Annotated in this window: 10 protein-coding genes and 1 pseudogene; 7 read left to right on the forward strand and 4 right to left on the reverse strand. The window is 69.3% G+C overall.

The annotated features are described in order from the left end of the window. From I71_RS38185 to I71_RS08245, 7 genes are all read left to right on the forward strand, one after another. Nucleotides 1-225, forward strand: a 225-nt coding sequence (locus I71_RS38185) for a hypothetical protein (RefSeq protein WP_042693711.1), incomplete at its 5' end; no start/stop codon positions are given. Nucleotides 226-293: 68 nt separating this feature from the next. Beyond that, nucleotides 294-1,190, forward strand: coding sequence for an AraC family transcriptional regulator (locus tag I71_RS08220; RefSeq protein ID WP_042693713.1), 897 nt, complete (start codon nucleotides 294-296; stop codon nucleotides 1,188-1,190). 11 nt (nucleotides 1,191-1,201) lie between these two features. Further along, on the forward strand, nucleotides 1,202-1,948 hold the full coding sequence (locus tag I71_RS08225) for an AzlC family ABC transporter permease (protein ID WP_042693715.1): 747 nt from the start codon (nucleotides 1,202-1,204) through the stop codon (nucleotides 1,946-1,948). Then, nucleotides 1,941-2,249, forward strand: coding sequence for an AzlD family protein (locus I71_RS08230; RefSeq protein WP_042693717.1), 309 nt, complete (start codon nucleotides 1,941-1,943; stop codon nucleotides 2,247-2,249). Before I71_RS08225 ends, I71_RS08230 begins: the two co-directional genes overlap by 8 nt. Before the next feature lie 68 nt (nucleotides 2,250-2,317). Then, on the forward strand, nucleotides 2,318-3,229 hold the full coding sequence (rsmA, locus tag I71_RS08235) for a 16S rRNA (adenine(1518)-N(6)/adenine(1519)-N(6))-dimethyltransferase RsmA (protein ID WP_042693719.1): 912 nt from the start codon (nucleotides 2,318-2,320) through the stop codon (nucleotides 3,227-3,229). Beyond that, a complete protein-coding gene (gene arfB / locus I71_RS08240; protein WP_042693722.1) occupies nucleotides 3,226-3,645 on the forward strand; it encodes an alternative ribosome rescue aminoacyl-tRNA hydrolase ArfB in 420 nt (139 codons plus the stop codon). The genes rsmA and arfB overlap by 4 nt, the downstream gene beginning before the upstream one ends. Nucleotides 3,646-3,777: 132 nt before the next feature. Then, complete coding sequence (locus I71_RS08245) at nucleotides 3,778-5,019, forward strand: MFS transporter (protein WP_042693724.1); 1,242 nt, start codon at nucleotides 3,778-3,780, stop codon at nucleotides 5,017-5,019. 21 nt (nucleotides 5,020-5,040) lie between these two features. Here I71_RS08245 and I71_RS08250 read toward each other — a convergent pair. From I71_RS08250 to I71_RS08265, 4 genes and pseudogenes are all read right to left on the reverse strand, one after another. Then, nucleotides 5,041-6,335: pseudogene (locus I71_RS08250) on the reverse strand (O-acetylhomoserine aminocarboxypropyltransferase). A 21-nt stretch (nucleotides 6,336-6,356) separates the two neighbouring features. After that, complete coding sequence (locus I71_RS08255) at nucleotides 6,357-6,878, reverse strand: CoA-binding protein (protein ID WP_085940692.1); 522 nt, start codon at nucleotides 6,876-6,878, stop codon at nucleotides 6,357-6,359. Continuing rightward, the gene (locus I71_RS08260) at nucleotides 6,875-7,681 is read right to left on the reverse strand and encodes an enoyl-CoA hydratase (RefSeq protein ID WP_042693726.1); all 807 of its coding nucleotides are present in this window, start codon (nucleotides 7,679-7,681) and stop codon (nucleotides 6,875-6,877) included. Before I71_RS08260 ends, I71_RS08255 begins: the two co-directional genes overlap by 4 nt. A 217-nt stretch (nucleotides 7,682-7,898) precedes the next feature. Next, nucleotides 7,899-11,387, reverse strand: a complete 3,489-nt coding sequence (locus I71_RS08265) for a DEAD/DEAH box helicase (protein WP_042693728.1) — start codon at nucleotides 11,385-11,387, stop codon at nucleotides 7,899-7,901. Nucleotides 11,388-11,536: the final 149 nt, after the last annotated feature.

Here is an 11,536-nt window from a genome sequence, read left to right on the forward strand (position 1 = left end):
ATGTGGGGCGGTGTCGCCGGCCTGTTGCCGCCGCTGGAACCGCTGATCGACCGATTCGCCACGGCGGAGGCCGACCGCTGGCAGGATCAGCGGTTCCTCCGATCCCACCTGTGGCCCTTGATCGCGGATGGTTGCCTGGTCCATGACAGCCACCAGCCGGGCCATGGACTGCCCTTCCCCGACCATGCCGGCGATAAGCATGCCGTCGGTCGGCGCGTGGAATAGGACATCCGCGATCCCGACCCGGCAATCCTGTCCAAGACGACCGGGGCGCCCGCCTGTTAGACTGCGGCATGGACCAGCAATCAGCCCTAGATCCTTCACTGAACCGGACAGCCGCCGCAACCGGCGAGTTCGCCCGGCTGTGGCGGGAGGCACGTTTCGACGGCATGGAGTGCCTGAACGCCCGCTTCCGGCGCCACAGCTACGCCCCGCATACGCACGAGACCTATGTGGTCGGCGTCATCACCGCCGGGACCGAGCTGTACCGCTGCCGCGGCAGCGAGCGGGTGGCGCAGGCCGGTCAGGTGGTGGTGCTCGACCCGGAGGTTCTGCACGACGGCCGGCCGGCGGCGGACGGCTATGCCTACCGCATGTTCTACCCGTCGGTGGCCCTGCTCGAACAGGCGATGGCCGACGCGCTGGGCCGTTCGACGGCACCCCATTTCTCCGCCATGGAACTGGACGACCCGGAGCTGTTCCAGGCCCTGCGCGGCCTGCACCTTGGGCTGGAGGGTCCGTATCGCGAACCGCTGCGCACAGAGACCGACGCGCTGCGCGCCTTCACCGCCCTGGCCCTGCGCCATGGCGACCTGTCGGCGCGTCCACGCGGCGCGGGTCGGGAGCCGGCGGCGGTCCGCCGCGCGCGGGAGTATCTGGACGCCCATCTCGACAGCCCGGTGGAGCTGGCAGATCTGGCGGAGGCGGCGGAACTCAGCCGGTTCCACCTGTTGCGCGTCTTCCGGGCGGCGGTGGGCACGACCCCGCACGGCTACCTGACCGACCGTCGGGTCGCCCAGGCCAAGCGGCTGCTTGCCGGCCCTCTACCGTTGGCCGATGTGGCGCTGGCCTGCGGCTTCTACGATCAGGCGCATTTCAACCGGGTGTTCAAGGGACGGGTCGGCGTTTCCCCCGGCCAATACCGGCGTGGCAGCAATCCCATCCAAGACGGCCCCGCCGCAGCCGCCTAGTTTCCCCACCCATGAGCACACAAATAAGCACCGGCAGCGCCGCCATTCCGGCATCCTCGCGGCAGGAGTTCGCGGCGGGCGTCGTCCATTGCCTGCCCATCGTGGCGGGCGCCATCCCCTTCGGTTTCCTGTTGGGCAGCCTTGCCGCCAAGGCTGGACTGTCGGCGCTCGACATGGGGCTGATGAGCGCCCTTGTCTTCGCCGGCAGTTCCCAGTTCGTCGCGGTCGAGCTGCTGGACAAAAATGGAAGCGGGGCCGGCGCGGGGCTGGCGGTGGTCGGCGCCATCCTGCTGGTCAACCTGCGCCACCTGTTGATGGGGGCGACGCTGGAGCCGCGTTTCCGCGGCGTGTCCAGGGCGCGGTCCGGGCTGGCGCTGTTCTTCATGACCGACGAGCAATGGGCGCTGGCCCTGCGCCGCGGACCGGAGCTGACGCTGGCCTACTGGTATGGCGTGGCGGCGACGCTGTATCTGGCATGGCTCGGCAGCACGGTGGCCGGGGCGCTCGCCGGCGCGCTGATCGCCGACCCGACCGCCTGGGGACTGGATTTCACCTTCATCGCCGTCTTCCTCTGCCTGCTGGCCGGATTCTGGCGCGGCGTTGGATCGCTGCCGCCCTGGCTGGCGAGCGCCGCGGCGGCGCTGGCCGTCCATGCGCTGTCGTCCGGCGGAACCTGGCACATCCTGGCCGGCGCCCTGGCTGGCGGGGCGGTCGCGGCATGTCAGGCGAAGGGGCAAGGGAGGGCGCGCGATGTTTGAGTCGCTGCATCTGGACTTGAGCGTCTTCGCCATCGTGCTGGGCGGGGCGCTGGTGACTTGGATGACGCGGATTGGCGGACCATGGCTGATCGCGCGGGTGCGGCTGGGTCCGGCGGCGAATGCCGCGCTGGAGGCCACGCCGGGCGCGGTTCTGGTCGCCCTGGTGGCGCCCGCCGCCCTGTCGCGCCCGTCCGACGCGCTGGCCGCCGCCTTCGTCTGCCTGATCGCCCGGCGCGTGCCGATGGTGGTCGCGGTGGTGGCCGGCGTGCTCGCCGTGGTGATGCTGCGCCGGCTGATGTGATCTCCCAATAGGCCCCTGTTGCAAACTGCCGTCTGGTGAAGCGGGCGGGGGATGCCTATAAGTCGAGAATGACCGACCCGATCTCCGCCCCCGCCGCTCCCGTCACCGCCGCGCCCGCCGCCTTCGACCCGCACGCCCTGCCGCCGCTACGCGACGTGATCGCACGTTTCGGGCTGGAGGCGCGCAAGTCGCTGGGGCAGAATTTCCTGCTCGACCTGAATCTGACGGGGCGGATCGCGCGCTCAGCCAATCTGCCGGCCGGCACCACCGCCATCGAGGTCGGTCCCGGTCCCGGCGGGTTGACCCGGGCGCTGCTGGCTACGAACGCGGTGAAGGTCATCGCCATCGAACGCGACCGCCGCTTCATCGAGGCGTTGCAGGACGTGATCGAGGCTTCGGAGGGCCGGCTGTCCATTGTCGAGGCCGACGCCCTGACCGTCGATCCGGAGGAACTGGCGCCCGCCCCGCGCGCCATCGTCGCCAACCTGCCCTACAATGTCGCCACCCCGCTTCTGCTCGGCTGGCTGGCGCGGATCGAGGCCTATGTCAGCCTGACCCTGATGTTCCAGAAGGAGGTCGCCGACCGGCTGGTGGCGAAGCCGGGAAGCAAGGCCTATGGCCGGCTGTCGGTCATCACTCAGTGGCGGTCCGATGCCCGCGTGCTGTTCAACCTGCCGCCACGCGCCTTCACGCCGCCGCCGAAGGTCGAATCGACGGTGGTGCACCTGACCCCGCGGTCCAATCCGGAACCGGCCGACTGGCGCGCCCTGGAACAGGTCACCGCCGCCGCCTTCGGCCAGCGCCGCAAGATGCTGCGCCAAAGCCTTAAATCACTTGGCAACGCCGAAACGTTGCTGGAGGAGACGGGCATCGCCCCGACCGCGCGGGCGGAGGAAATCGACGTCGCCGGCTTCGCCGCACTCGCCCGCGCCTTCCGCGCCCGGACCCCGGCGGAACCGCCTCCGGAGCGGGGCGCATGATCCGGGTCAATCCCCGCATCAGCCTGGACGAAAGCGAGCTGCAGGAGGAGTTCGTCCGCGCCTCCGGCCCCGGCGGTCAGCACGTCAACAAGACGGAAACGGCGGTCCAGCTGCGCTTCGACGTGCGCCGCTCCCCCAACCTGCCCGACCCGGTGCGCTATCGGCTGGAGCGACTGGCCGGATCGCGCCTGACCCAAGACGGCGTGTTGATCCTGGTGGCCGACCGCCACCGCTCGCAGATGCGCAACCGTGAGGATGCCCGCGAACGGCTGATCGACCTGATCCGTGAAGCCGCCGCCCCACCCCCACCGCCCCGCCGCGCTACCAAGCCGACCAAGGGCTCCAAGGAGCGTCGACTGGAGGGCAAGGCCAAGCGGTCGGAGGTGAAGAAGATGCGCGGGAACGTCCACGACTGACCCGGTCGTTGACGGGCATGCCCGCCATGAGGCGGGCGCATTGGACGGTTCAACCACACCGTGCCAGCCTTGCATTTCGCTTATCCGTGAAACATTCCCCCGCGAGGACAAAACCGGGGCCGGAGACGTTCGATGAGCCATCCATCCGCCAGCGCCGCCCTGCCGTCGCCGACCTCCGCCCGGCTGTCCGTCGGCTTCGCCTGGGTCGGGCATTCGCTGATGCACATCGTCTCGGCGCTGTTCCTGACCATCGTGCTGGCGCTGGAGACCGAATGGAAGCTGTCCTATGACGAGCTGATCCGGCTGTGGACGCTGGGCGCCTTCATGATCGGGCTGGGGGCGCCGCTGGCCGGCTGGCTGGGCGACCGCTGGAGTTCGGCCGGCATGATCGCCGTCTTCTACCTGATGACCGGCGGCGGGGCGGTTCTGGCCGGGCTGTCCGATGGGCCGACCATGCTGATGTGGTCACTGGCCCTGCTCGGGCTGGGGGCGTCGATCTACCACCCCGTCGGCATGGCCTGGATGATGGCGAATGCCGAGAATCGCGGCAAGGCGATGGGCTGGCTCGGCCTGTTCGGCACCTTCGGCGTCGCCACCGCCGCGGTGGTCGCCGGCAGCCTGACGCAATGGCTGAACTGGCGCATGGCCTTCATCATTCCCGGCGCGCTCTGCCTCGTGCTGGGTGTCGTCCTGGCCCTGCTGATGATGACCGGCGTGGTTCAGGACCGCCATGCCGACGTGAAGCCGCAGCCCAAGCCGTCGCGCGGCGACGTGGTGCGCGCCTTCTTCGTGCTGTCGCTGACCATGGTCTGTGCCGGGCTGATCTTCAACGCCATGCAGGTGGTGCTGCCCAAGCTGTTCGAGGCGCGTCTGGGCGGCTGGCTCGGCAACGGAACGCTGGGAGTCGGCGGGCTGGTGACGGCGGTCTATCTGATTTCCGCCCTGCCGCAGATGATCGGCGGCGTGCTGGCCGACCGGCATTCGCTGAAGCGGGTCTATGTCCTTTGCCTGTTGGCGCAGATTCCGCTGATGGCCGCGGTGGCCGTCCTGGCCGAGTTGCCGCTGGTCGCCGCCGCCGCCTTCGTGGTCATCGCCTCGCAGACGCAGATCCCGGCGGAGAACATGCTGCTGGCCCGCTACACCCCGGACAAGCATCGCGGGCTTGCCTATGGCGCCAAATACATCCTGTCCTTCGGCGCAGGCCCGCTGGCGGTGCAGCTGGTGGCCTGGGTCTATGAGCGCACCGGCGACTTCACCCTGCTCTACCTGACCCTGTCGGCGCTGGCCGCCCTGGCCTTCGCCGCCGCCCTGCTGCTGCCGGACGACCGCCGCAAGGCCGAACCGGTGGCGGAGCCTCTGCCGGCGGCGGAGTAACCCGCCGCCGGTTTCGCAGGCTTACGCAAGCGTCTTGTTCAGCGCCCGATCGAGGTCGGCGATGATGTCCTCCGGCGTCTCCAGCCCGATGGACAGGCGGATCACGTCGGGGCCGGCGCCGGCCGAGGCCTGGGCCTCCGCCGACAGCTGGCGGTGGGTGGTCGAGGACGGGTGGATGATCAGCGAGCGGGCATCGCCGATGTTGGCGAGGTGGCTGAACAGCTCGACGCTCTCCACCACCTTCACCCCGGCCTCGAAGCCGCCCCTTGACGCCGAAGGTCAGAACCGCACCGGCGCCGCGCGGCAGGTACTTCTTCGCCAGCGCGTTGTACTTCGACGAGTCCAGACCGGCATAGCTGACCCAGCTGACCGCCGGATGGCCTTCCAGGAACTTCGCCACCGTCAGCGCGCTGTCAGCGTGGCGCTGCATGCGCAGCGGCAGGGTTTCGATGCCGTTCAGCGTCAGGAAGGCGTTCATCGGCGCCTGGCTCGGCCCGAGGTCGCGCAGGCCGACGGCATGGCCGTGGATGGTGAAGGCGAGATGGCCGAAGGTCTCGTGGAAGCGAAGGCCGTGATAGCCCGGATCGGGCTCGCTCAGCGCCGGGAACTTACCGGACTTGCTCCAGTCGAACTTGCCGCTGTCCACCACCACGCCGCCGACCGAGGTGCCGTTGCCGGACAGGAACTTGGTGGTCGAATGCACCACCAGCGTGGCGCCCCACTGGATCGGATTGATCAGGTAGGGCGTCGCCAGCGTGTTGTCGACGATCAGCGGGATGCCGGCCTCGTCGGCGATCCTGGCGATGGCCTCGATGTCGGTGACCACGCCGCCGGGGTTGGCGAGGCTCTCGACGAAGATCGCCTTGGTCTTCTCGGTCAGCGCCGCCTTGACATTGTTCACGTCGTCGGTGTCGACGAAGGTGGGTTCCCAGCCGAAGGCACGCGGGAAGCTGATGCCGAGCTGGTTCAGCGAGCCGCCATAGAGCTTCTTCGAGGCGACGATGTGGTCGCCCGGCGCCATCAGCGGGAACAGGGCCAGCAGCTGGGCGGCATGGCCCGACGAGGTCGCGGTGGCACCGGCGCCGCCTTCCAGGTTGGCGAGCCGCTCCTCCAGCACCGCCACCGTTGGGTTGGTCAGGCGGGAATAGATGAAACCAACCTTCTGCAGGTTGAACAGCGAGGCGGCGTCATCGACATCCTCGAAGACGAAGCTGGTGGTCTGGTAGATCGGCGTCTGGCGGGCACCGGTCGCCGGGTCGGGAGGCGCCGGCATGGATGGCGCGGGTCTCGAAGCCGAAGCTCTTCTGCTCAGTCATCTGTGTGATTCCCCCAGTTATTCAGATCAGTTTCTTGAAGGATTTCGTCGGCGCCCTGCGGCGCGACACCAGCACGTTGGAATTGACCCCGATCCGGCCGATCTCGCCGTACAGGCGCTGGATTTCCATCTTCGGGCAGCGGTCCATCACCACGGTCAGGCCGGCGGCCTGGGCGCGTGCCGCCGCCTCGTCGTTGCGGACGCCGAGTTGCATCCACACGACCCTTGCCCCAATGGCGATGGCCTCGTCCGTCACCCCGGCGGCGGCGGCGGAGTTGCGGAAGATGTCCACCATGTCCGGCGGTTCCGGCAAATCCTTGAGGCTGGCGTAGACGGGCAGGCCGAGGATGGTTTGGCCGGCCATCTTCGGGTTGACTGGGATGACGGTGTAGCCCTTGTCGCGCAGGTACTTCATGACGAAGAAGCTGGCCTTCACCGGGTCGGCGCTGGCGCCGACCACGGCGATGCTCTTCACCCCTTCCAGAACGCCGCGCAGGAAGGCGTCGGTGTAGTCGGCCGGGTCGGTGATCTTTTGCTCGCTCATCGGCCGCACCAGACCGGCGTGCGCTTGCCCAGGAAGGCGTCGATGCCCTCGGCGGCGTCCTGCGCCATCATGTTCTCGGTCATCACCTTGGCGGCGTAGGCATAGGCGCCTTCCGCGTCCAGCTCGATCTGGCGGTAGAAGGCCTCCTTGCCGGTGGCCAGCGTCAGCGGCGACTTGGAGGCGATCTTGGCGGCAACGCCGGCCACCACCTCGTCCAACTGGTCGGCCGGCACCGCACGGTTGACGAGGCCGATGCGCTCCGCCTCCTCCGCGTCGATCAGGTCGCCGAGCAGCAGCATCTCCATCGCCGCCTTGCGCCCGACCGCGCGGGTCAGCGCCACCATCGGCGTCGAGCAGAACAGCCCGATGTTCACGCCCGGCGTGGCGAAGCGCGCGTCCTCCTCGCAATAGGCCAGGTCGCAGGTCGCCACCAGCTGGCAGCCGGCGGCGGTCGCCACGCCGCGCACCTTGGCGATCACCGGCTGGCGGATGCGGTTGATCGTCAGCATCAGGCGCGAGCATTGGGTGAACAGCGCCTCGTACAGCTCCCGCGAGGGGGCGGCGCGCATCTCCTTCAGGTCGTGCCCGGCGCAGAAGGCACCGCCGGCTCCGGCCAGCACCACGGCGCGGACGCTCCGATCCCCGTCGATGGCGTCCAGCGCGTCCTGCAACGCCGCCATCAGCCCGACCGACAGCGCGTTGCGCGCCTTCGGCCGGTTCAACGTCAGCGTGGCAATCCCGTCGCGGTCCTCGCGCAGGACCAGCGGGGCATTGGGATCGTGGGTGGTAACTGCGGCGCTCATGGTTGTTGTCCTCCCGTGCGTCTTCGGTTCTTGCAGTGCGGGCAGCTTAACGCGCCGGGCCTGCGGGCAACACGGGGAACCTGCAAGGCAGAGAGGATGAGACGACAGGTAGCAGAGGATTTCAACAGGGATTTCTGTAGGAAACCGATTAAAGTCTTTTTCTTTAGTAGGATTTTGTCTTGGGAACGCAAACCTGCGGGAGAGGGAACACCGCCCCCTACTCCTCGTCCCCGTCGCCGAGCAGATAGTCGATGTCGCCGCCGTCCAGCGCGCTGACCAGCCCCTTGCCCTCGATGGTGGCGGCGGACAGGCTGCCCTTCCGGCGCTGAAGGTCGAGGATGCGCTCCTCCACCGTGTTGGCGGCGATCAGCTTGTAGACGAAGACCGGCTTGTCCTGGCCGATGCGATAGGCGCGGTCGGTCGCCTGATCCTCGGCGGCCGGGTTCCACCACGGATCGTAATGGATCACCGTGTCGGCGGCGGTCAGGTTCAGGCCGCGGCCGCCGGCCTTCAGGCTGATCAGGAAAACCGGAACCTCACGGTTCTGGAAACGGTTCACCGGTTCGGCGCGGTCCAGCGTGCGGCCGGTCAGCTCGACATAGGGGATGCTTGCCTTCTCCAGCTCCAGCTTGATCAGGTCGAGCATGGTGGTGAATTGCGAGAAGATCAGGATGCGCCGGCCTTCCGGCACCATCTCCTTCACCATCCCGGTCAGGGCGTCCAGCTTGGCGCTCGGCCGCACCTTGCCACCCAGAGCGGCGATGGATTTCAACAAGCGCGGATCGCAGCAGACCTGACGCAGCTTCAACAGCGCGTCGATCACCGCGATGGCGTTCTGGCCCAACCCCTTGCCGCTGGCGGCCAGCGCCGCGCGCACCGTCTCGTTCACCGACAGGCGGATGGTCTCGTAGAGGTCACGCTGGTCGCGTTCCAGGTCGATGCGCACCACCACCTCGGTCTTCGGCGGCAGTTCCTTCGCCACCGCCTCCTTGGTGCGGCGGAGCAGGAAGGGGCGGATGCGGCGCATCAGCAGGTTGGCGCGGGTGTTGTCGCCGCGCTTCTCGATCGGCACGCGGTAGCGCTTGCCGAACTCCTTGCGGTCGCCCAGCAGGCCCGGCATCAGGAAGGCGAACTGGCTCCACAGCTCGCCGAGATTGTTTTCCACCGGCGTGCCGGACAGGCAAAGCCGGTGCCGCGCCGGCAGCGCCGCAACGGCGCGGGTCGCCTTGCCGTCGGGGTTCTTGATCGCCTGCGCCTCGTCCAGCACGATCATGTGCCAGGTCAGCCGCTTCAACAGGTCGAGGTCGCGCGCCACCACGCCATAGGTGGTGACGACGATGTGGGCGCGGTCGATCTCCGACAGCCGGCCATGGCGGTCGACACCGTGCAGCACGACGACGCGCAGATGCGGGGTGAAGCGCTGCGCCTCCGCCACCCAGTTGGGCACGAGGCTGGTCGGCACCACCACCAGACAAGGCTCGGTCAGCCGGCCCTCATGCTCCTCCATGGCGATATGGGCCAGCGTCTGGGCGGTCTTGCCGAGGCCCATGTCGTCGGCCAGGATGCCCGCGACGTTGTTGGCGCGCAGGCTCTGCATCCAGGCGAGGCCGGCGCGCTGGTAGTCGCGCAGCTCGCCCTTGAAGCCCGGCGGCGGCGTCATGTCGCCAGGCATCTCGTCGGTGCGCAGGCGCTGGAGATAGCCGTCGATCTGCGCCGCCCCGTCGCCGCGGCGGGCGATCAGGTCGTCGATGTCCAGCAGCGAATCGGCCTCGGCCAGCGGCACCTTCAGCCGGTCGCCGCTGCTGCGCCCGCTGTCCAGCATCGCTTCCAGCACGCTGAGCAGCCGCTCGATGCGCTCGGCCGGCAGGGCCAGGACATTGCCGTCGTCGAGAACGATGTGGGCGCGGCCGTCGATGATCCGGGTGCTCGACAGACCACCCTTCTCCACCAGCCGGGCAAGGATTGGCAGCAGCGGCTGACGCTCGCCGTCGATCTCGACGCCGACATCCAGGTCGAACCAGCCGTCTCCGGCATCGCGGACCGCCACTTCCACCTCGGCGCCCGGTTCGATCACCCTGGTGCCGAAATCGGCACCGACCTCGACGATCCAGCCGGCCTTGGTCAGGGCGGGGACCTCGTTGGTCAGGAAATGCTGCCAGCGCTCCTCGACATCGCGGCCGGTCAGCCAATGGACGCGGGAGCCGCGGGCATTCAACGCGCCCTTCGGCGGCTCGATGCGCGCCTGGGCGAAACCGAGGCGGGACAACCGGTCGAGCGCCGCCTGCTCGTCGGCCTTGTCGCGGCGGACGAAGGTGACGTCGCCGAACTCGTCCTCGTAGCGGGCGAACTGGCGCTGGTCGTCCGGCTCGATCTCCACCGCCCGGCCATCCTCGCCATAGTCGAAGGACAGGCGCAGCACGTCGACCAACCCGTCGGCCGGCGTCACCACGCGGCCGAGCCGCGCGACGATGCGGGGAGACCGGTCGAGGATGGCGGCGGCGTCGGCCGCCCCGTTGCGCACGCCGGGGATGGCGATGGAGGGCGGCGGCGGAGCGATGCGCGGCATCGACGCGACACCGCCACGCGACGGAGCGAACAGACGCGACGGGGTGGCCTTCGACGGCACTGGCGGCGGTGGCGGGGCGGGCGGCACCGGCTTCGCCTTCGGCACCTCCACCACCTGGAGATCGACCGGGAAGACGGTGCCGGTGGCGCTGTCGACACACCAATAGGATTGGCCCTTCACCAGCACGCTGCGCTCGGGAAGGCCGGTCGGGCGCAGCTTGCGGGTGGCGGGATCGCGGAAGGTACGGACGGTGCGGCCCGGCGCCTCCTGCAGCGGCGTGCCGTCGCGCCAGCGCAGGCGGCCGGTGGAGAGCAGGCGGCGCAGCAACCGGTCCACCGCTTCCCCCCGGCTCTTGGCGACGGGGGTGCGCTCGGTCCCGCCGCCGCCGAGCAGCCGGGCGATGGCGCGGTCAGCGTCGCCGTCAAGCGAGCGCGGCGCCATCGCCAGCACGTCGCGCGGGGTGGCGGGGCTGCTGTCGGCCGCCCCCTCCGCCACGACCTCCACCAGGATGTAGCAGGCAATGTCGCCCTGCCCCGGCTCCAGTGTCCAGCGCAGGCTGCGCACCGACTCCGGCTTCGGCGCAGGGAGCGGAGGCGGGGGCGCCACGCTGCGGATCGGCGGCGGGACGGGCGGGCGGACCAGGGTGAGCGGGGGCTTGGCTGTTGCCGGCGCCGGGGGTGCCGCGACCGGGGCAGCGACGGCCGGCGGTGGCGGTGGCGAAGCAACGGGGGCCGGTGCGGGAACCGATGGCGGCGGTGGCGGTGCCAGCGGCGCCTTCACGTCGGCGACGTCGAACAGCGAGGCACGACGCCATTCCGGCCGGCTTTCCAGCGCCAGCATGGCCGCCGCGGCCATATGGGCACAGGCATTGCGGCCACAGGAACAGGTGCGGTCGAGCACCACGCTGCGCTTGCCCTGAACCGGAGTCACGGTCACCGTCAGACGGCGGCCGAGGTCGCTGACCTCCGCCTCGATCCGGTCGTTGCCGGGGGCCCCGAGCGTCACCGCGCCGGTCATCATCAGCGTGCGGCCCCGCTGCAGCGTCTTGGCCTCGAAGACGCGCGTCAGGTCCTCCTGACCGAAGGGGACGGGGGCGCCACCCGACGAAGGGCCACGCGGCAAGGCATCGAAAAGCGACATGCGGTGCGGGAATGACCAGGCCAGTTTGAATGGATCGAACGCAGGAACAGAACGGAAACGGGGCGTCGGTATAGAGCCTTGCGCAACGGGACGCAAGCCTCCGGCTTGAGCAGTGACATGAACGGAGGCGCATCGGCCTGGACTCTAGA

Source organism: Azospirillum sp. B506, from assembly GCF_000333595.1.
Classification (GTDB): domain Bacteria; phylum Pseudomonadota; class Alphaproteobacteria; order Azospirillales; family Azospirillaceae; genus Azospirillum.

What these genes read in the sequence shown, in the direction of transcription:
- I71_RS08230 (WP_042693717.1), top strand. Translation starts at nt 1,941, where the DNA reads ATGTTTGAGTCGCTGCATCTGGACTTGAGCGTCTTCGCCATCGTGCTG.
- I71_RS08245 (WP_042693724.1), top strand. Translation starts at nt 3,778, where the DNA reads ATGAGCCATCCATCCGCCAGCGCCGCCCTGCCGTCGCCGACCTCCGCC.
- I71_RS08255 (WP_085940692.1), bottom strand. Translation starts at nt 6,878, where the DNA reads ATGAGCGAGCAAAAGATCACCGACCCGGCCGACTACACCGACGCCTTC.
- arfB (WP_042693722.1), top strand. Translation starts at nt 3,226, where the DNA reads ATGATCCGGGTCAATCCCCGCATCAGCCTGGACGAAAGCGAGCTGCAG.
- I71_RS08225 (WP_042693715.1), top strand. Translation starts at nt 1,202, where the DNA reads ATGAGCACACAAATAAGCACCGGCAGCGCCGCCATTCCGGCATCCTCG.
- I71_RS08220 (WP_042693713.1), top strand. Translation starts at nt 294, where the DNA reads ATGGACCAGCAATCAGCCCTAGATCCTTCACTGAACCGGACAGCCGCC.
- I71_RS08260 (WP_042693726.1), bottom strand. Translation starts at nt 7,681, where the DNA reads ATGAGCGCCGCAGTTACCACCCACGATCCCAATGCCCCGCTGGTCCTG.
- rsmA (WP_042693719.1), top strand. Translation starts at nt 2,318, where the DNA reads ATGACCGACCCGATCTCCGCCCCCGCCGCTCCCGTCACCGCCGCGCCC.
- I71_RS08265 (WP_042693728.1), bottom strand. Translation starts at nt 11,387, where the DNA reads ATGTCGCTTTTCGATGCCTTGCCGCGTGGCCCTTCGTCGGGTGGCGCC.